The 19,744-nt window shown below is 54.7% G+C and carries 19 protein-coding genes; 11 read left to right on the forward strand and 8 right to left on the reverse strand.

Annotated elements, in window-relative coordinates:
- Positions 1-148 precede the first annotated feature (148 nt).
- The 3 genes from Q8W32_RS14195 to Q8W32_RS14205 form a co-directional block, all read right to left on the reverse strand.
- A complete protein-coding gene (locus Q8W32_RS14195) occupies positions 149-2,770 on the reverse strand; it encodes a TonB-dependent receptor (protein WP_305415443.1) in 2,622 nt (873 codons plus the stop codon).
- A gap of 117 nt (positions 2,771-2,887) precedes the next feature.
- Complete coding sequence (locus tag Q8W32_RS14200; protein ID WP_305415444.1) at positions 2,888-3,841, reverse strand: FecR domain-containing protein; 954 nt, start codon at positions 3,839-3,841, stop codon at positions 2,888-2,890.
- The gene (locus Q8W32_RS14205; RefSeq protein ID WP_303434483.1) at positions 3,838-4,362 is read right to left on the reverse strand and encodes a sigma-70 family RNA polymerase sigma factor; all 525 of its coding nucleotides are present in this window, start codon (positions 4,360-4,362) and stop codon (positions 3,838-3,840) included. Before Q8W32_RS14205 ends, Q8W32_RS14200 begins: the two co-directional genes overlap by 4 nt.
- A 281-nt stretch (positions 4,363-4,643) precedes the next feature.
- On the opposite strand from Q8W32_RS14205, the gene Q8W32_RS14210 reads away from it, so the two are divergent.
- The 4 genes from Q8W32_RS14210 to spoT all read left to right on the forward strand — a co-directional run bounded on the left by Q8W32_RS14210 (position 4,644) and on the right by spoT (position 8,432).
- Positions 4,644-5,219: a glutathione S-transferase family protein gene (locus tag Q8W32_RS14210; RefSeq protein ID WP_303434484.1), complete on the forward strand. Its 576-nt coding sequence runs from the start codon at positions 4,644-4,646 to the stop codon at positions 5,217-5,219.
- 127 nt (positions 5,220-5,346) lie between these two features.
- The gene (gene gmk, locus Q8W32_RS14215) at positions 5,347-5,973 is read left to right on the forward strand and encodes a guanylate kinase (protein ID WP_303434485.1); all 627 of its coding nucleotides are present in this window, start codon (positions 5,347-5,349) and stop codon (positions 5,971-5,973) included.
- 75 nt (positions 5,974-6,048) lie between these two features.
- A complete protein-coding gene (gene rpoZ / locus Q8W32_RS14220) occupies positions 6,049-6,279 on the forward strand; it encodes a DNA-directed RNA polymerase subunit omega (protein WP_303434486.1) in 231 nt (76 codons plus the stop codon).
- Positions 6,280-6,314: 35 nt separating this feature from the next.
- Positions 6,315-8,432: a bifunctional GTP diphosphokinase/guanosine-3',5'-bis pyrophosphate 3'-pyrophosphohydrolase gene (spoT, locus tag Q8W32_RS14225; protein WP_303434487.1), complete on the forward strand. Its 2,118-nt coding sequence runs from the start codon at positions 6,315-6,317 to the stop codon at positions 8,430-8,432.
- A gap of 82 nt (positions 8,433-8,514) precedes the next feature.
- Here the strand turns inward: spoT and Q8W32_RS14230 are convergent, their stop codons facing one another.
- Positions 8,515-9,363 (reverse strand): NAD(P)H-binding protein, encoded by an 849-nt coding sequence (locus tag Q8W32_RS14230; protein WP_305415445.1) that lies wholly within the window; start codon positions 9,361-9,363, stop codon positions 8,515-8,517.
- A 309-nt stretch (positions 9,364-9,672) separates the two neighbouring features.
- Here Q8W32_RS14230 and Q8W32_RS14235 point away from each other — a divergent pair, with 309 nt between their 5' ends.
- From Q8W32_RS14235 to Q8W32_RS14245, 3 genes are all read left to right on the forward strand, one after another.
- Entirely contained in the window at positions 9,673-10,569 is an 897-nt protein-coding gene (locus tag Q8W32_RS14235) for a hydrogen peroxide-inducible genes activator (RefSeq protein WP_303434489.1), read from the forward strand.
- 12 nt (positions 10,570-10,581) lie between these two features.
- The gene (gene recG / locus Q8W32_RS14240; RefSeq protein WP_305415446.1) at positions 10,582-12,660 is read left to right on the forward strand and encodes an ATP-dependent DNA helicase RecG; all 2,079 of its coding nucleotides are present in this window, start codon (positions 10,582-10,584) and stop codon (positions 12,658-12,660) included.
- Between the two features lie 427 nt (positions 12,661-13,087).
- A complete protein-coding gene (locus Q8W32_RS14245; RefSeq protein ID WP_305415447.1) occupies positions 13,088-14,383 on the forward strand; it encodes an aminoacyl-tRNA deacylase and HDOD domain-containing protein in 1,296 nt (431 codons plus the stop codon).
- Between the two features lie 37 nt (positions 14,384-14,420).
- On the opposite strand, the gene Q8W32_RS14250 is transcribed toward Q8W32_RS14245, so the two are convergent.
- The 4 genes from Q8W32_RS14250 to Q8W32_RS14265 all read right to left on the reverse strand — a co-directional run bounded on the left by Q8W32_RS14250 (position 14,421) and on the right by Q8W32_RS14265 (position 15,987).
- The gene (locus Q8W32_RS14250) at positions 14,421-15,005 is read right to left on the reverse strand and encodes a DUF1415 domain-containing protein (RefSeq protein WP_305415448.1); all 585 of its coding nucleotides are present in this window, start codon (positions 15,003-15,005) and stop codon (positions 14,421-14,423) included.
- A 6-nt stretch (positions 15,006-15,011) separates the two neighbouring features.
- Complete coding sequence (locus Q8W32_RS14255; RefSeq protein WP_303434493.1) at positions 15,012-15,284, reverse strand: HU family DNA-binding protein; 273 nt, start codon at positions 15,282-15,284, stop codon at positions 15,012-15,014.
- Positions 15,285-15,444: 160 nt separating this feature from the next.
- Positions 15,445-15,819, reverse strand: a complete 375-nt coding sequence (locus Q8W32_RS14260) for an FAD/NAD(P)-binding oxidoreductase (protein WP_305415449.1) — start codon at positions 15,817-15,819, stop codon at positions 15,445-15,447.
- A 3-nt stretch (positions 15,820-15,822) separates the two neighbouring features.
- Positions 15,823-15,987, reverse strand: coding sequence for a rubredoxin (locus tag Q8W32_RS14265; RefSeq protein ID WP_303434495.1), 165 nt, complete (start codon positions 15,985-15,987; stop codon positions 15,823-15,825).
- Between the two features lie 149 nt (positions 15,988-16,136).
- On the opposite strand from Q8W32_RS14265, the gene Q8W32_RS14270 reads away from it, so the two are divergent.
- From Q8W32_RS14270 to phoR, 4 genes are all read left to right on the forward strand, one after another.
- Entirely contained in the window at positions 16,137-16,721 is a 585-nt protein-coding gene (locus tag Q8W32_RS14270) for a chorismate lyase (protein WP_305415450.1), read from the forward strand.
- A gap of 2 nt (positions 16,722-16,723) precedes the next feature.
- Entirely contained in the window at positions 16,724-17,620 is an 897-nt protein-coding gene (ubiA, locus tag Q8W32_RS14275) for a 4-hydroxybenzoate octaprenyltransferase (RefSeq protein WP_303434497.1), read from the forward strand.
- Positions 17,621-17,727: 107 nt separating this feature from the next.
- A complete protein-coding gene (phoB, locus tag Q8W32_RS14280) occupies positions 17,728-18,426 on the forward strand; it encodes a phosphate regulon transcriptional regulator PhoB (RefSeq protein ID WP_303434498.1) in 699 nt (232 codons plus the stop codon).
- A 6-nt stretch (positions 18,427-18,432) separates the two neighbouring features.
- Positions 18,433-19,743: a phosphate regulon sensor histidine kinase PhoR gene (gene phoR, locus Q8W32_RS14285; protein ID WP_305415451.1), complete on the forward strand. Its 1,311-nt coding sequence runs from the start codon at positions 18,433-18,435 to the stop codon at positions 19,741-19,743.
- Position 19,744: the final 1 nt, after the last annotated feature.

A 19,744-nucleotide genomic window follows, 5' to 3' on the forward strand; every position in this document is an offset into this window, starting at 1 on the left:
AGAAGCTGGAGAAGCTGGAGAAGCTGGAGAAGCTGGAGAAGCTGGAGAAGCTGGAGAAGCTGGAGAAGCTGGAGAAGCTGGAGAAGAGGAATACCGGTTGGGATTATGAACTGCGCGTCCGGAAGGACGCGCAGTGCAATCAGGCTATTTAGAAAGTAATGCTGACACCAGCCCAGAAGTTACGGGCCTTGTCTTTGTTGTTGTAGTCATCCGTGTAGATAACTTCATCATCATCACTGTCGTATACACCGTCGTTATTGTTGTCCTCAAACGCGGTGGTGTAGCTGGTAAAGTCTTCATTCAGCAGGTTGTTGATACGGCCATGAATGGTCACCGACTCGTTGAGTACGATAGAGCCACCCAGGTGTAAGACCTGATAGCTTTTGTAGTAGAGGTGACGATCGTATTCATCCACCCCACGGAAGCGATCCGAGCGTTTTTCCATGGTCAGGAACAGGTTGGTGCGTTCATCAACCTGCCATTCCAGCGTGGCATTGGCCATGTGTTTGGCGGTATCGGTTAACGGCTGGCCTTTTTCAGAACCACTGGTTTGCTCGCTGTCGGTGTAGGTGTAGTTCATACGGAACGCCAGGTCATCCAGAATCTGGTAACGACCCGCCAGCTCAGCACCCTTGATTTCAGCTTCGTCGATGTTGATCTTTTGGCTATAGCTGTCGTAGCCAATATCTTCATACGCACCCAAGTTAGCACAAGGTTTCACGCCACCTGTCTGGGCACAGCTATAAACGGTGTCACCACTGACAATTTTATTTTCAAACTTGTTGTGGAACACGGTGATATTGGCATTATCGCGCTTGACCAATGATTCCCAGTACAAGGCCACTTCGGTATTGACGCTGGTTTCCGGTTCCAGATCCGGGTTACCGACAAACGGGCTGGTACCCTGACCACCAAAGCCGGTAATACCATCGTACAGGTCAGTGGTTTTAGGTGTCTTGTAACCGGTGCTGACACCACCTTTAACAGTCCAGCCTGGCTGTACATCGTACACACCATAAAGGCGCGGGCTGGTATTGCTGCCAAACTGAGAGTGGTCGTCGTAACGGATACCCGCGGTAATGGTCAGAGGGGTAATGGGAGTCCAGTTGTCTTCGACAAACAGTGAGTACATTTCGTGATCGGAAACAGCACCACTGCCTTCATCACCGTCTTCCATGCCAAAAACGCCGTCTTCCAGTTCGCCGTCAATATATTGGAGGCCAACCACCAGCAAGTGCTCGCCGGCCAGGTCTTCAATCGGCAGATCCAGTTTGGCATCCAGAGTGTACTGGCTACTGGTCATGACCCGGTCAGGACGAGGCAGGAATTCATCTTCCATGATTTCCATACGCTCTTCTTCACTCAAGCCTGCGTAATCGCCCGTTCCTTCGTAGATTTCTGTTTGCAGGGCGCGCTCGGTGGCTGTCAGCGGTAAGGTACGGCCTTTGTTGGCTGTCTCGATATACGCCAGAGAAACGTTGCTGTGACCGAAGTCCCAGTCGCCTTCGTGAGCCAGTGACCACTGGTCACGAGTAAAGCTCTGCTCTTCTTTGTAGCCGGCCCGAGGGCTGCTTGACCACAAACGATCAATACTGTCCACCGTACCTAGCGGATAGCTGCCGTCAGAGTTCATTGAGTTGTCATACACCTGTTCCGAGGTGTCGATATCGAAGACGACGGTTTGACGGGCATCCGGCGTCCAGCTCAAACGGAAACCCAGGGATTTGTTGGTGTTATCGACGGTTTTACCACCGCCGCCAAAACCCAGGGAACGGGTTTGTGTATCACCGTAGGGATCGATAACGGAATCATATTCCGGGTTGGACGCTTCACGGTCATAGAGGCTACCACGTACCGCAACACCGAGTTTGTCTTTGATCAGTGGCCCCATAACGTTGAAATCAATGGTGGTATCATCACCAAAGTCATCGTTTTCTTGCAGCGTACGGCTGAAGTTGATACCGCCGGTCCACTCGTCAGTGACCTTTTTGGTAATAACGTTAATCACACCACCCAGTGCATCAGCACCATAAAGCGTGGATGCCGGTCCACGAATCACTTCGACCCGTTCAATCGCAGTCAGTGGTGGAATGTGGTTGAACTGGTTACCACCAAAGCTGTTGGGGTAAATATCGCCGTGGTTATTCTGGCGACGGCCATCCACCAGAATCAGTGTGTAATCGGAACCCATGCCCCGCATGCTGATGGTGCCCTGACCGGTTTTGTCACGGGTTTCGCCAATGTCGACCCCTTCCAGCTCCCGCACAACATCCAGCAGCGTTGTGTAAGGACGGCTGTTCAGTTCTTTCTGATCAACAACCGAGATACTGGCTGGTGCATCGGTGAGTTTCTGCTCGAAACCTGCTGCAGAAACCACCATGGTTTGCAGCATCAGCGGGTCACCGGCGTTCAATGCAGCCGCTGCAACCGGGGTATCAGTCAACAGGTAGCTGCCATTGGCTTGCTTGCTGGCTGTCAGACCGGTGCCTTCCAGCAACAGCTTCAGAGCTTGTCCGATACTATAGTTGCCTTCCAGGCCTTGGGTCTGGCGGTTGGCCAGCATGGATGACGAAACACTCAGTGATACACCGCTTTGCGCCGCAAAACGCGTAATGGCGGTACCAAGATCACCCGCAGGAATAGAGAACTGGCTAAGGTTCGTGGAGGCATCCTGAGCAACCGCAGCCGGAGCGGCAACACCCAATCCCATCGCTGCAGATAGCAGCAGTGCATGACATCCTACCCGCGGGCGGAAATTTCTAAATAACATCCATTACTCCTTTTTCAGGGCTGTTGATCTGTTTTTTGAGGAACTTATACAGACATATCGAATCAGCCATCAAAAAGGGGAACCATTCTCATAAACAAATGAGAATTAATCTTCTTATCAACTATGAGTGATATTGACCCACCAGGGTAACGGGTACTCTACCTGCACCGGCAAGCTGGCACTGAGCATATCCAGCGCCATATCGGTATCCTGGGTCGGGAAGGAACCCGTCACCCGCAAGCGTGCCGCGGCCGGGTCAACATGAATAAAACCATGGCGATAGCGTTCCAGTTCTGCCGTCAGCTCTGCCAACGGCTCATCGTGGGCCAACAATAGATGATGTATCCAGGATTCATGGCGAGGGTCTGCCGGCCCCAGAGCGGACATACTCCCCCGGTGCACATGGCATTGCTGCCCTGCTCGCAGGTGTCGTTTTTTGCCATCACGGCCATGCAGTGTTACGGCACCCTCAAACACAGCCAACAGATCGCCGTCGGTGTTGCGACGACGCAAGGCGAAGCGCCCACCACGACAGCGCACATCGGCGTTTGCCGTCGCCGACTGCAACTCGGCAGACCCATGACTGGTTTCGACAAAAAGATCGCCTCGTTGCAGTAGGATTTGTCGCCGGCCATTGTGGAAGTCCGTATTCATACTGCTGTCGGTATTCAGCCAGGCCCGGCAGTTATCGGCCAATTGCAACTGCCTGATTTCTCCCACGGCGCTGCGTTCATCTGCCTGCCAGTGCTGGTAAGGCATGGCAACCCAGCAACCTCCAGCCACGGCTCCCAGCACAGCCAGACTCTTTAGTGCGCCGCGGCGACTCTGGCGCTGCTGTTGCAAGCCGGTCAGTGTTTCCCTGACCGGCAGCGCATTACTGGCACCACGCAGGCCATCAAAACGTTCAGCAACACTTTCGATATGACGCCAGGCCTGGCGATTGGCGTCACTGCTATCCAGCCAGGCTTGCCAGGCCTGCTGTTCAGCAGGGTCCAGCTGCTCATCTTCCAGGCAGGCATACCATTGCGAGGCCTCACGCAGGGCGCGCTGGCGATCATGATCCAGTGTCATGGCTGCGCTTCCATGGTGTTCATTTCCAGCAAGGCACATTCGTACATGGCACTGGCCATATATTTTTTGACCATGCGCTCAGAAACCTCCAGGCGTTGCCCGATCTCGCGATAGGTCAGCCCTTCCAGGCGTGAGAGCAGGAATGCCCTGGCCACTTTTTCTGGCATCTGCCGCAGCATGGTATCGACTTCACACAAGGCTTCGATAACCAATGCTTGTTCTTCCAGCGAAGGCGTCACATTTTCCGGCCAGGCTGCCACCGCCTCTTGCCAGGCGTTCTCAACCTGACGGCGACGCCATAAATCGACACACAGCCCTTTTGCCACCGTGGTCAGATACGCTCGGGCTTCATTACCTTCCAGCGTCTGGGGCCGGTTCATCAGCCGGATAAAAGCATCCTGGGCCAGATCGGCGGCATCGTCGTCACAACCCAGTCGCCGCCGTAATAACAACAGCAGCCAAGGGTGGTGATCCTTGTAAAGGGCGCCGAACTGCTTCTGCGCCACCAAAGAAACCGGCATGACAAACCCTAGTGCTAAGAGAATGAGGGGGATTAAAAATAGTAATGATTCGCATTGTAGTGAAAAGATACATAGCAGGCAACGCGTGTTCTATTTACCTTGCTCACTCTTTCTGACGCTTTGATCACACCTTCTGACCACCTGGTCAGACGGCCGGCACCGGTTTCCCAGGCCGTTCAAGCAGGCAACCGTCACCACCGCTGGCCTGCCAGCGTAATCCGTAGCATCATGTCACCAAGACAGTGTTTGCTGGTTAATCGTTATTTTTCAAGGAGACAGGCATGGCCATCATCTTGCACGGCAATCAGACTTCCCCCTTTGCCCGGCGTATCAGAATGCAGCTGGAAGGGGTTGATTACACATTCCAGCCAGTCGACATCCTGACGGACGAAGGCCGGGCTGCATTCGCCACGATTACGCCTATTCGCAAGATGCCGGTACTGGAAGACGATGGCAGCCGTATTTTTGACTCCCACGTTATCTACCAGCACTTGCAGCAACGCCTGCAACAGCCGCAACTGACGCTTGCACAGTACAACCAGATCAGTGTTATTGATGCAGTCAGCGACTCCATGGTCATCCTGCTGATGAGCCAGCGTTCTGAGCTGCCCGTAGAAGAAGACCGGCTGATTTTCAAACTGCAACGGGAACGTATTGAAGACTCCCTCCACTGGCTCGACCAGCAGGCTGCAGCAGGGCAGTTTGATGACTGGCATTACCCGACCATCTGCCTGATTTGCATGGTCGACTGGACACTGTTTCGGGCGCTGCACAGCTTGACCGACTACCCGAATCTGCTGGCCGCTGCGCGCCGCTTTGATGATCGGGACATTTGTACCAGCACCCGTCCGCAATAATACCTCTGGCCCGGCCGGGGCGGCCCACACTGCCCCGGTCCGTTATATTCACCGCAAGCGGCCGATAATTGGCTCCATTTTCGATATACTGCCGGAATCCCCGAACCCGCAAGAAGACTTCCCTGTCATGATTGGTACTCTGTTTATTTTTTCTGCGCCCTCCGGCGCTGGTAAAACCAGCCTGGTCAACGCCCTGCTGAACACCACATCCCATATCGGTGTCTCGGTATCCCACACCACCCGTGCTCCCCGCCCAGGCGAAGAAAATGGCACGGCCTATCACTTTGTCAGCCATGCAGAATTCCAGCAAATGGTCGACGCGGGTGCCTTTCTTGAACATGCCCAGGTATTCGATAATTACTACGGTACCTCACAGCGCTGGGTGGAAAGCGAGCTGGCTGCTGGCCGTGATGTGATTCTGGAAATTGACTGGCAAGGAGCACAGCAAGTGCGGCATTTGATGCCTGACGCCGTCTCGGTCTTTATTGCGCCGCCATCAATCGCGGCATTAAGGGAGCGGCTGCAAGGCCGTGGCCAGGATAACGAAGCCACAATTAATCGCCGCATGCAGGATGCCCGATCAGAAATGAGCCATTATGGCGAATACGACTACCTGATTATCAACGACGAATTTGACAACACCCTGGCAGAACTGCGTGCGATTATTATTGCCCGCCGCCATCGCATCGAGGCCCAACAAGCCCGCCATGCCGATACTCTGACGTCATTACTGCTTGGCGACACGCAAAGCTGAAATACACTGCTTACATATCGCTCAAAATCCGCTAATATACTCTGTTCTAACGATTTCTTACTTGACGGAATGTTTATGGCCCGCGTAACTGTTGAAGATTGTCTGACCAACGTTGATAACCGCTTTGAATTGGTAATGCTGGCGACCAAACGCGCCCGCCAGCTTGCGGTCGAAGGCTTTGAGCCATTAGTACCGGAAGAGAACGATAAACCAACGGTTATTGCCCTGCGCGAGATTTCAGCGGAGCTGGTTACCCCTGCGACGATTGCTGCCCAGGAAGAGGCCGCTAAAGCCGACCAATACTGAGCCCAAGCCAATGCATCAATTTTTCGGAGAACCTAATGCCCACGATTGATGCCTTGTCCGAACGCCTGTCGCATTATCTCAGCCGCCAGCAAGTCCAGCAGGTGCGCCGAGCTTACTACTACGCCGAGCAGGCCCATGATGGCCAGCGTCGGCGCAGTGGCGAGCCCTATATTATTCACCCCCTCGCCGTCGCCAGCATCCTCGCCGACATGCATCTGGATTACCAGAGCCTGATGGCCGCCATGCTGCACGATGTGATTGAAGATACCGGCATCCCCAAACCCGCCCTTGCCACCCAGTTTGGTGATGTGGTCACGGACCTGGTGGATGGTGTCTCCAAACTGACCCATATTCATTTTGAAGACAAACAGCAGCAGCAGGCAGAAAACTTCCAGAAAATGGCCATGGCCATGGCGAAAGACATTCGCGTCATTCTGGTCAAGCTCGCCGACCGCTTGCACAACATGCGCACCCTCGGATCATTACGCCCCGACAAGCGCCGCCGTATTGCCCGCGAAACCCTCGATATCTATTCCCCGATTGCCCATCGTCTGGGTCTCAACAGCATTCGTGTCGAAATGGAAGACCTGTGCTTTGAAGCCATGCACCCGATGCGCTCGAATCTGATTCGCAAAGCCGTCAAGAATCATCGCGGCCGCCATGCCGAAATCATTTCACAGATATCAAACAGCATCCGGAACCGTCTGAGTGAATACAATATTTCGGCTCGGGTTGTTGGTCGCGAAAAACATCTGTACAGCATCTACAGCAAGATGGCGCGATCGAAGAAAAAAGACATCGACGAAATCATGGATGTCTATGGCTTCCGTATTATCACCAGCGAAGTAGACACCTGCTATCGGATTCTTGGCCTGATGCACGGCCTTTACAAACCGATTTCCGGCCGCTTCAAGGACTACGTCGCCATACCCAAGGCCAATGGTTACCAATCGCTGCATACCACCCTGTTCAACGCTGGCGATGTACCGATTGAAATCCAGATTCGTACGGAAGAAATGGATGCCATGGCCAACTATGGCATTGCTGCCCACTGGCTGTATAAATCTGAAAGCGACCAGATCAGCGGTTCCCAGCGTGCCCATCAGTGGGTACAGAACCTGCTGGAATTACAGAAAAATGCTGGCAGTCCGCTGGAATTTGTTGAGCACGTCAAAGTGGATCTGTTCCCGGATGAAATCTACGTCTTCACTCCCAAGGGCAAGATTCTCACACTGACCGCTGGCGCTACCGCCATCGACTTCGCCTACGCGGTGCATACCGATGTTGGCAACCAGTGCATCGCCTGCCGTATCGACCGACAACTGTCGCCCTTGAGTGCCAAACTGCAAAGCGGCCAGACGGTACAAATTGTGACAGCTGCCAATGCCCAGCCCAACCCGGCCTGGCTCAACTTTGTGGTCTCGGGCAAAGCCCGTTCCAATATCCGCAGCTATCTGAAAAACCAACGGCAATCCGAATCCGTCGCACTGGGCGAACGCTTGCTCAACAAGGCCCTGGCCGGACTCGACAAGTCGCTGGACGACATCAGCCATGACCAGATCGATCTGGTGCTGAAAGAAACCGGCCTCGAACATCTTGACGATCTGCTCGAGGAAATTGGTTCCGGCAATCGTATGGCACCATTAATGGCACGACGTTTTCTTGCCGCTTACCGGGATACCGATATCGACCTGCAAGCCAGTGCCGAACAGCCGTTGTCCATCAGTGGTACTGAAGGCCTGGTCGTCAGTTTTGCCAAATGCTGCAGCCCGATTCCCGGCGATCCGATTATCGGCCATGTCAGCTCCGGCAAAGGACTGGTGGTACATACGGAAACCTGCCGCAATATTGAAGATTTGCGTAACAACCCGGAAAAATGCGTCACGCTACGCTGGGAAAAAGACATCCACAGCGAGTTTACCGTCAACCTCAAGGTGTATATGGAAAACCGCCGCGGCTTGATTGTGGATCTTGCCAGTGCGATTCATACCGCCGATGCCAGTATCGACAAAATCAGCGTTGAGGAGCGTGATGCCCGCCTCAGCGTGACCCAACTGAAAGTCAATATCCAGGGGCGCAAGCACCTGGCACGGGTGATCCGCAAGTTGCGTAACGTATCCGGTGTCAACAAGATCGTGCGCCTGAAAAGCTGACACCGAACCCTGAGCCGGTGTCAGTCCGCTGGTCTGCCGACAAGGCTATCCCGATCGATTATCACTCCCTTTGCCTGACCGTTCAGAGATACCCCAGCTCGTCCAACAATACGTCATAACCTGCGCGGTAATTCCGGAAGCGAAACTCATAGCCCAATGCCTTGATACGGTCGTTACGACAACGGCGATTGGCCCGACGCGAAACTTCCGGCACATCGTGATCCGGCTCAACGTCGGCAATCCGGTCCTTCATCCATTCCAGCACATCAAATAGCGTCGCCGGTTCATCATCGGTGGCCAGATACACCGACTCCAGCGGCTCTCCGGCCAGTGCTTTTTCACACAGCAGCGTCAATACCCCCACACAATCATCGCGATGAATACGATTGGTCCACACTGGCGGCTCAGGGTCGCAGTGGCCACCATGGCGGGCTTGCTCAATCAGGCGATTACGACCCGGGCCGTAGATACCGGTAAACCGTACCGCGGTGGTCGCGATTGTGCTATTGAGCAGTAACTGTTCTGCCTGCAACAACTCCTTGCCCGCAAACGAGCGCGGCTCGGTGGCCGATGTCTCGTCTACCCACTCACCCCTGGACTGGTGATACACACTGGAGCTGGACACAAAAATAAACCGTCGCACCGACTGTGGAGCCAGCGCTTCCAGCACATGCTGCACACCATTGACGTAATAGTCGTGATAGCCTTCCTGGGTAAATAATGGCGATGCCACGCTGTAGATCACCAGATCCAGCCCGGATGGCAAATCCTGCAGTGTTTCCGGCCTGGTTACATCGGCCTGAATCCATTGCAGGTTAGTGCTGTTCTCTGCACTGCTGCGTCGCAGCCCCCACACCTGATGCTGCTGGGCCAATTGCCTGGCCAAGGTACCGCCCACATCGCCTGCCCCCACAATCAGAATACGTGCCATCACCTTCTCCTGCTTGATCCAACCACGGTTACTGACGCCCATGTACTAAGACACAGGTCAACTTATTTGCTGCACTGCTTACACATTAGCAGGCATCTGAAAAAAAATTCTCGAGCGCCAGCTCTCTCAATCACACGCATAATGCCAGCGACCCGGATCACAGCTCAATCCGGTTATTTGTGTTATCCGTACTGAGATCAATAGCCAGCTCGCTAGCGGTGGAAAAATGACCCGTCGTTCAGGCTTTTACTCCGCCCACTCCATAGGTAGACTAAATCAAACTCAAAATAGCCATGAAGGCAGCCAATTATGACCCTGACCGAACTCAAGTACATTGTGACGCTCGCCCAGGAGAAGCACTTCGGCCGCGCTGCCGAGAAATGTTTTGTCAGCCAGCCCACTCTCAGTGTCGCCATCAAAAAGCTGGAAGGTGAACTGGATATTGCCATTTTCGAGCGTAGCAAAAGTGCAGTTTCGATCACACCGATAGGTGAACGTATCGTGGCCCAGGCACAACGGGTGTTAGAGGAAGCCCGTACCATTCGGGAACTGGCCAGTTCAGGCAAGGACCAACTCAGCTCGCCGCTGAAACTGGGAGCTATTTTCACCATTGGGCCATATTTGTTTCCTCATCTGGTACCACAGATTCACCAGCGTGCCCCGACCATGCCGCTGTACCTGGAAGAAAACTACACCGGTGTATTACGTCGCCAACTCCGCGACGGAGATCTCGACGCCATTATTGTGGCGCTGCCGTTTAACGAACCGGATGTACTGACCCGGTCGCTCTATGATGAAAATTTTGTGGTCGTGTTACCCAAGAATCACCCGTGGAAATCCCAACAGACCATCGCCCCGGAACAACTGGCGGACGAAGACCTGCTGATGCTGGGGGAAGGCCATTGCTTTCGCGACCAGGTGTTCGAATATTGCCCGGTGTTGAGCCACAAGCACCACACCCGCCTGGGCAGCGTACTGGAAGGCAGCTCGCTGGAAACCCTGAAACATATGGTCGCCTCCGGACTGGGCATTACCGTATTGCCCGAAAGTGCCGTTAACAATCTCGACCTGACTCTGGTAATCACTCGCCCGTTTACCAATCCACAGCCATTCCGTACCGTTGCCTTGGCCTGGCGCGCCAGCTTCCCCCGCGGGCAAGCTGTCGACTTGCTACTGGATACTGCCCGTCAATGCCGTATTGGCTAGGCCCGTCTCGTCATGGACAAACAGCTTGATCTGACCCGGCTTAGAGGCGTTGGTCCAAAACTGCGCGAGCAGCTGCAGCGGCTGAATATTCACTCGCTGGCTGATCTGGTGTTCCACTTGCCATTTCGCTACGAAGATCGCAGTCGTATCCAGATGATTGGCAACCTGCAGCATCAACAACCTGCCGTGGTACAGGGGGAAGTGCGTTCAGCCGATGTCTTGTTTGGCAAACGCCGCAGCTTGCTGGTCAAGATTGCTGACCACAGCGGCGTACTCAGCATTCGTTTTTATCACTTCAGTGCTGCCCAGAAAAACCAGTTTCGTCGTGGGGCGCTGGTACGTTGTTACGGCGAAGCCCGGCGTGGAGCCAGTGGTCTGGAGCTCTATCACCCGGAGTATCAACTGCTCGACAACGGCCTGGACGACCTGCCCGAGCCGCAACTGACTCCCGTTTACCCAACCACCGAAGGCATCAGCCAGCAGCGCCTGCGGCTGTTGATGGATCAGGCGCTGGAACGACTGGCCGCGAACGAAATTCCTCTGGATGACCTGTTGCCACTCGACTGGCTGCAACAATGGGGGCTGCCTTCCCTGAAGCAAGCCTTGCTGTTTTTGCACCGCCCTCCCCGGGAAGTCGAACTGGCAGAAATGGCAAACGCACACCACCCGGCGCAGCAGCGCCTGATTCTGGAAGAGCTGTTGGCACACCAACTGTCGATGCAACGCCTGCGTGCCAGTGCACAGCAGCCTGGAGCACCTGCCATTCAGGGAACCCGGACCCTCCATCAGGCATTGCTTGCACAGCTGCCTTTTACCCCAACCGCGGCCCAGCAACGGGTAACCAACGAGATCATCACCGATCTGGCCCGGCCATTACCCATGTTACGGCTGGTGCAAGGCGACGTTGGCTCCGGCAAGACCCTGGTAGCGGCGCTGGCAGCCTGCCACGTGCTGGAAGCCGGATTTCAGGTCGCCCTGATGGCACCGACAGAAATTCTTGCCGAACAGCATTTCCAGAACCTGAGTGACTGGTTCGAACCACTGGGTATCCCGTGTGGCTGGCTGGCCGGAAAAACCAAGGGCAAGGCACGTGTTGCCGCTCTGGAAGCGATTGCCGCAGGCCAGGCCCAGCTGATTGTTGGTACGCACGCGCTGTTTCAGGAAGAAGTGCATTTTCATCGTCTGGCACTGGTGATTGTTGATGAGCAGCATCGCTTTGGTGTCCACCAGCGCCTGGCACTGAAAGACAAGGGGAATCTCGATGGCTTGTCACCACACCAGTTGATCATGACTGCCACTCCCATTCCCCGTACCCTGGCCATGAGTGCCTACGCCGATCTGGATACTTCCATCATTGACGAACTGCCACCAGGGCGCAGCCCGATTACCACCGTCGTGGTATCCGACCAGCGCCGCGAAGAAGTGATTCAGCGAGTCGATCATGCCTGTCGTGAGCAGGCCCAGGCCTACTGGGTCTGTACCCTGATTGAAGAAAGTGAGGCGCTGCAATGTCAGGCCGCTGAAAACACCGCCGAAGACCTGGCGGCACAACTGCCGCATTTACGTATCGGGCTGGTGCATGGCCGAATGAAAGCTGCCGAAAAAGCCGCCGTTATGGCGGCTTTCAAAGCCCACCAGCTGGATCTGCTGGTCGCGACAACGGTGATTGAGGTCGGTGTCGATGTACCGAATGCCAGTCTGATGGTAATTGAAAACCCGGAACGTCTGGGGCTGGCACAACTGCACCAGTTACGAGGCCGGGTTGGCCGTGGCTCTGTCGCCAGTCACTGTGTCTTGCTGTACAAGGCGCCGCTCTCGTTCACCAGCAAGCAACGCCTGCACGTGATGCGAGAAAGCCAGGATGGTTTTTATATTGCCGAACAAGACCTGATGCTGCGAGGCCCGGGGGAAGTGCTTGGCACGCGCCAGACCGGCTTGCAAATGCTGCGCGTCGCCGACCTGCAACGTGATGCCGAATTATTACCCCAGGTACGAGAGATGGCGACTCAGCTTTGGCACCAGCACCCGCAACGGGTCGAGCCCCTGATTCTCCGATGGCTGGGCGATGCCGAGCGTTATGCTGCCGTGTAGGGGACATCTGTTTAGTCCGGTGCTCACTCTGGGCGCGGGTTGCCACCGTGCAGGATTAAATAGATGTACCCTGTAGCATACCAACCAATCAATTCTGTTCAGAAACATATCAAAAATGAGACCCAATTAACAAAACTGTCCAAAGTTATCCAATGGTCGTATCAATAAAGATTGAAAAAATACATCTCATGGGCCATACCTACCCCTTATTGATTCAAATATGATTCCCTAAGTACCAAGCCATTGTCTTTTTTTATGCTCCAGCGGGCACATATCAGCGGTTACTGATCCAGCCCAAGTAAATACGCTCATCTGATCTATATTGTATGTACCCACACTGATTGGCCGCGGCAATTTTGCCGCTTGCTCACAAGGCACAAGGCCTCTCCGTACAAGCCACCCGAGACGACATTACAGGTGACCGACCATGATCAGTAAAAGTGCCATGCCATCCGGCAATCTGGCCAGCGTTATCTTCCTTAAAGATAGCTATAGCAAGATACAGGTGCTGATCCCGGCCAATCGCCTGTTGGACCTGAAACAGCTGGCACATCAACTGGGGCGACAATGCTGCACCGCACTCTTGCCCGATGAGATGCAATCCCTCAAGTACACACTGGGATTGGATAATTTTCCGGCTCCACCACAGCTGACCCAGATCGAAACCCTGGTGGATCACTCGTTACTCGAAAACAACTCCCTGTATATTCCCTCTGATACCAACGACACGTTATTGCAACTACCAGCCGAGCAGGTACGGGCACTGATCGCCCACTCGCAGCTGGGGCATTATTCGGCCCCACCCAAAGAGGACCCATTCCACGCAACAGCCAGCGAGGACATGGAGGATATCAACACCGCAATACAACAGTTTACTTTGCTGCGCGTTCAACCACGCTTGCAGGACACTCTCGACCTGCCACCGTTACCAGAGACCGCACGGCGTATTATTGAGCTGCGAATCGACCCGGATGCCAACCTCGAGAGCCTGGCGCACACGCTTCAGCAAAACCCCGCTATCAACGAGATAATCCTTAACTGGAAGCACTCTCCCTGTTATCAATCCAAAGATACCGAGCCAACCATCAAAGAGACCATCCTGCACGTACTCGGGGTTGAACTGGTCTCGCATCTGGCACTGGGACGTCATATTGATATGCCCCACGAAGGCCCCAGAGGCTATACCCCGTTCTGGCAACAAGCAGCCATGGGAGCCGAGCTGGCCAGTGAAATTTCCCGGCGCTGTCCAGAAGACAAGCAGCTGGACTGCAGCCTGGCCAATCTGGCCGGGTTACTGCACAACTTCGGTTTTTTATTGCTGGCTCATGTCTTTCCACATCAACTGGCGCTGATCAATCGCTATATTGAAGCCAATCCACATATCAACCGTTCTTGCATCGAACGTCATGTACTGGCTCTGACACGTGAACAGATTGCCGCCTGCCTGATCGATCAGTGGCATCTCCCGGATGAGGTCGTCACAGCCCTGCGGCAGCAACATAATTCACGCTACAACGGCGCCCACGCCCATTACGCCCGACTGCTGAATATCACCACTCGTAGTTTACGCGCTCATGGTTACGGCGATGGCCCGAAAGAAGCACTGGATACCAAAATCCTCCAGGCTCTGGGTCTTGACAAAGAGACGGTACGCGACGCCACGGAAACGGTGATCCAGCGAGCCAGGGAATCAATGGGCCAGTCTTCCGTACTGTCAGCCTGATCGGCGGCAATCGGATTTGCCAAGCAAATCCCGGTGGTTATTTCGGCCGCCAGCCCTGCGCTGACGGCTGATCAGACAATACTTCCGTGTTTGCCAGCTCTGGCATCAACGCCAGCACACCGGCAATACCCAGGCGTCGCAGGTGCTTCTGGTTGCGTTCGGGAATACGTTCAGGAAAGGGAACCGAGGCCAGCGCCTGCTCTATATGCGCCTCGCGGATAATGTGCAGCATGGGGAAGGGAGAACGGTTGGTGAAGTTGCCCGGATCATCCAGCGGCTCACCATCAAAACAATAGTTAGGGTGAAAGGTCGCTAACTGTAGCAAGCCTTCGTAACCCATTTGTACCAGTAACTGTTCGCAAATCAGACTCCAGTTCCAGTACTCATCAAATTCCTTGACCAGCCCAGGCACAACAAACAATGCCGTTGGCAATGTCTCGCTGTCTGCCCTGGCCACTTCGGTGAGTAAATCCATAAACTCGGCCGTGGCCTGATCAAGGTCAGGATGCTCACAAATATCGATCCGCAGTGCTGGCATCACTGGCGCAGCAAAAGGGCATAACCCCTCGCCGACAACCAATGTTTCCACCCAGTGCCGGGTCAGCGTTGCGGCATCCATCATATCGGCTTACTGCACCGAATCTTTCAGGGCTTTACCGGGTTTGAAAGCGGGTACCTTGGCTGCCGCAATGGTGATGGCTTCCCCTGTTTGCGGGTTTTTGCCCTGACGTTCAGCACGCTGACGCACTTCAAAGGTACCAAAGCCAATCAGGCTGACGTTCTCGCCTTCGGAAAGTGCCTGGGCAATACGATCGGTGACAACGGTGATGATTTCTGTTGCTTTTTCTTTGCTCAGGTCTGTTTTTTCAGCAATGGCGGCCGCCAGTTCTGGTTTACGCATGGAGATGAATCCTCTCGATAAGTTAGGCATAACGCCTGGTTGTACGGCCTGCTTCGCAGGCTCAGGAATATCGGTTATCTGTTACCGTCAGCGCAGTGGCTACCGACAGCACTATTCATATTAGTACTTTGTATACGGCAGCGGCTGCTAACGAATACCGTTATGGCTGGTGCTTGTGGTCACACAAGGCTTGCTCGGTATCAACGTTATCCGCCAGATGAGCAGGCGCGACAATCAGTGTTTCGAAGTCAAATCGCCCCAGCGGCGTCTCAAGGCAACGGCCAGAATGGTCGATCCTGGTCACCGGGGTGTTGTTCAGCACCACAATTCCCAGACGCTCCGCCATATCCGCTGCGCTGGACTGTTCTTGCTGGCCATCATTGGCACAAATCAAGAGCACCGACGCGGGTCCATGGCGTTGACAGTAGTCGTGCACCCGTTGGTAGCCAGCGGCGGTGCTCGCTTCGGCAACAACAATCAATGCCCAGCGGGCATCAGCAGGGGTTACCGTTGGGGGACAGCAGGTCGGAATCAATGGTCAAATCTCTATCATTTCAAAATCATCTTTACCGACACCGCAATCCGGGCAGGTAAAGTCTGCTGGCACGTCCTCCCAAGGGGTTCCTGCCGGGATACCTTCTTCTGGTGCGCCTTCGGCTTCATCGTAGATCCAGCCGCACACCACGCACTGCCATTTTTTCATGTCACACCTGTCATAATAACGGCTGGAGCCGATGTTGCATCAGCCGACTCGATACTTCGGCCGCCTAAGCTACTGTCCAACCCGCATAAAATCAATGGACAGAGCAATCCTCTTGCCACTAAATGCGATTTGACGCATGCTGCGCCGCCATGAAAAGCACTATACCCAGATACCATGCGCAACTTCTGGCCACAACACCACGCTGGAGCGGGCGCTTTTGTGTAACACTGGCGAGCATTCCCCGCGAGTGGCGTCACTGGCTCAATGACGCCGGGTCACTGACCAAGCGTTTGCAGGCACTGGACCCAAGCACATTTTCGGTCAAGGTTATCCGACAATATTGCGGCCCGGCTTTACCAACCGAACAGGCAGACCTGAAGCTGCACGGACGCCAACCCGTTTGGGTACGCGAGGTTTCCTTGTGCCTGGGACAAACGGAACTGGTGCGAGCCCGCACTGCCATTCCATTGACCAGCCTTGCACGGGTAGGACAACAGATTCGCCATCTTGGTAACCGCTCGCTTGGCAGCTATCTGTTCCGCCAGCCCAGTTTGCGCCGCCAACCGCTGAAATTCAGCCGCACAAGGGCGTCAACAGTCAACCAGCCCAACCCGTTTGGCTGGGCCAGGCGTTCGGTATTTACAATTCATGGTGCACCACTGCTGGTAACGGAAGCCTTCTCGTCCTTGCTGGTATCCGCCTCCTTTCCTTTGTCAGACGACACAAGGCGTTGATTATGCAATCACCTCTGTCCGCCTCACTCAACAAACTCTGGCCCAACTGGTATCAGTGGGTGCAGCTGACACGCCTGAACCGGCCGATTGGCTCTTATCTGCTGCTCTGGCCGACCTTGTGGGCGCTGTGGATTGCCGCCGAGGGCATTCCCTCCATTGCCAATCTGGTGATCTTTACTCTGGGCGTATTTCTTATGCGGTCGGCCGGTTGTGTTATTAACGACTACGCCGACCGTCATATCGACCGCCATGTCAAACGCACCCAGGACCGTCCCCTGACTCAAGGACGTATCTCTGACCGCGAAGCATTATCCGGCTTTATTGTGCTGTGCCTGATCAGTCTGGCGCTGGTGCTGTTGACCAATGCCCTGACCATCTGGTTATCCCTCGGCGGGGTCGCTCTGGCAGCACTTTATCCCTTTATGAAACGCCATACCCATTTGCCACAGGTGTTTCTCGGCGCTGCATTTTCCTGGGCGATTCCAATGGCCTTTGCCGCACAGGCCAATGAGCTGACCGCTGTCTGCTGGTTATTGTTTATTGCCAATGTTTGCTGGACGGTCGGTTACGACACAATTTACGCCATGGTCGACCGCGACGATGATCTGCTGATTGGTGTCAAAAGCACGGCGATCCTGTTTGGTGACCTGGATGTCACCATGATCGCCATTCTCTACGGAATGGCGCATTTTTGTCTGTTACTGACGGGCAATCAGCTGGAAGCAAGCTGGCCGTTTTATCTGGCCTGGTGCGTCGCCGGAGGGTATCTGGTCTGGCAATTATGGTCTATCCGCAGTCGCCGCCGGGAAGCCTGCATGAAAGTGTTTCTGGCAGCCCATTGGTATGGCACGCTGATCTGGGCCGGACTCCTGTCACACTACGCCCTGTCCAGCGCGTAATTGGTGTCAGGCTTGACGCCAATGCCAACAGTGTCACATGCTTGTAACACTAGGTCAGTGTAATACCTCCGCATTATTCCTATTGTGACATTTGCGTGACGAGCCTTATGACCAAAGCTGGCAAGACCGTTCTTATTGTGGACGATGAAGCCCCTATCCGGGAAATGATCGCCGTGGCCCTGGAAATGGCCGGGTATGAATGCCTTGAGGCTGCCAATGTACAGGAAGCACATGCGCAGATTATCGATCGAAAGCCTGATATGATTTTACTCGACTGGATGCTGCCAGGCACCAGTGGCGTCGAATTTGCCCGGCGCCTCAAGCGTGAAGACCGCACCGCTGAGTTGCCAATCATCATGCTGACGGCCAAGGGCGAAGAAGATAACAAAGTACAAGGGCTGGAAGCGGGGGCAGATGACTACATCACCAAACCGTTTTCCCCTCGAGAACTGGTCGCACGACTGAAAGCCGTCTTGCGCCGTTCCACCCCACAAGGCATCGAAGAGCCCATTGAAGTCAGCGGCCTGATGCTGGACCCGGTCTGCCATCGCGTTACCGCTCATGGCGACCCGATTGACATCGGCCCTACGGAGTATCGTTTGTTGCAGTTTTTCATGACCCACCAGGAACGGGCCTACTCCCGAGCCCAGCTGCTCGATCAAGTCTGGGGTGGTAATGTGTACGTTGAAGAGCGCACCGTTGACGTGCATATTCGTCGTCTGCGCAAAGCACTCGGTGAGTCTCACGAACAACTGATCCAAACCGTGCGTGGCACCGGCTACCGCTTTTCGACCAAAGCCTCCTGAATTTTGATGTCCCCCGTCTGGCGCAGAGAATTGCGCCGCCTTGTCTACTTGCTGATTCTGGCCGTTGGTTGTGGTTACGTCTTTTTTGACCGGCCGCTGGAAGCATTGTGTTTGATGATGGGGGCCTATATCACCTGGCAATGGCTGCAACTGTACCGCCTGCACCGCTGGCTGGATCAGGGACAAACCACCGTATTACCACGAACACTGGGCATCTGGGGAGCGATTTTTACCGAGAACCAGCGCTTGCAGCAAAGCAATATCAAACACCAGCAGCGCCTGCAGGCCATTATCAATCGTATCCAGGACTCAACCGCGGCCCTGCAAGATTCTGTCTTGATGGTGGATGCCAGCGGCGCGCTGGAATTCTGGAACCAGGCCGCACAAAACTACCTGGGGTTACGCAACCCGGTAGACATTGGCCAACCCATCACCAACCTGATCCGCACGCCAGAATTCAAGGCCTACTTCGACAAGGCCGATTATCAGGAACCGCTCACGATTAGATCGCCCATCAATCCGCGCATTTACCTGCAGTTCAATATCACCCTGTTTGGCCGCAAGGATCGCCTGATCCTGATTCATGACATCACCCGTTTGAAACAACTGGAAGAAATGCGCAAGGATTTTGTTGCCAACGTCAGCCATGAATTACGTACACCGCTGACCGTGATTGCCGGTTACGTCGAAACCATGCAAGCCGCTTCCGAGATGCTGCCACCACGCTGGGGCCGCATGCTGCAGCAAATGAGCGAACAAAGTCATCGTATGGAAAACCTGCTCAAGGATTTGCTGATGCTGTCACGGCTGGAAACCGGCAAGACGGAACAGCCTCAGCCTATCGAGCTGCAGCCGCTGCTGGAAGCCATCCGTCGCGATGCCGCATCACTCAGCAGCAGCAAGCACACCATTACCCTGACCATCGATCAGGATCAAAAAATGATGGGCTTTTATAATGAGCTGCGCAGTGCATTTTCCAACCTGGTATTCAACGCCGTCAAATACACCCCGGAAGGGGGTGACGTCACACTGCGCTGGTATACCGAAGGCGGCAAAGGGCATTTCAGCGTCTCGGATAACGGCATCGGTATTGCCCAGCATCACATCCCCCGCCTGACCGAGCGCTTCTATCGCGCCGACCCCAGCCGCAGCATCGCCACTGGCGGTACCGGACTGGGGCTGGCTATTGTCAAACACGTCTTGCTGCACCATGACGGCGAGCTGAAAATCAGCAGCATCGAAGGCAAGGGCAGCACATTCACCTGTGTTTTCCCCGCAGCCTGCTTATCTGACAACCGTGATGAGGCCAACCAATAGA

Source organism: Oceanobacter sp. 3_MG-2023 (genome assembly GCF_030688925.1).
Classification (GTDB): Bacteria; Pseudomonadota; Gammaproteobacteria; order Pseudomonadales; family Oceanobacteraceae; genus Oceanobacter.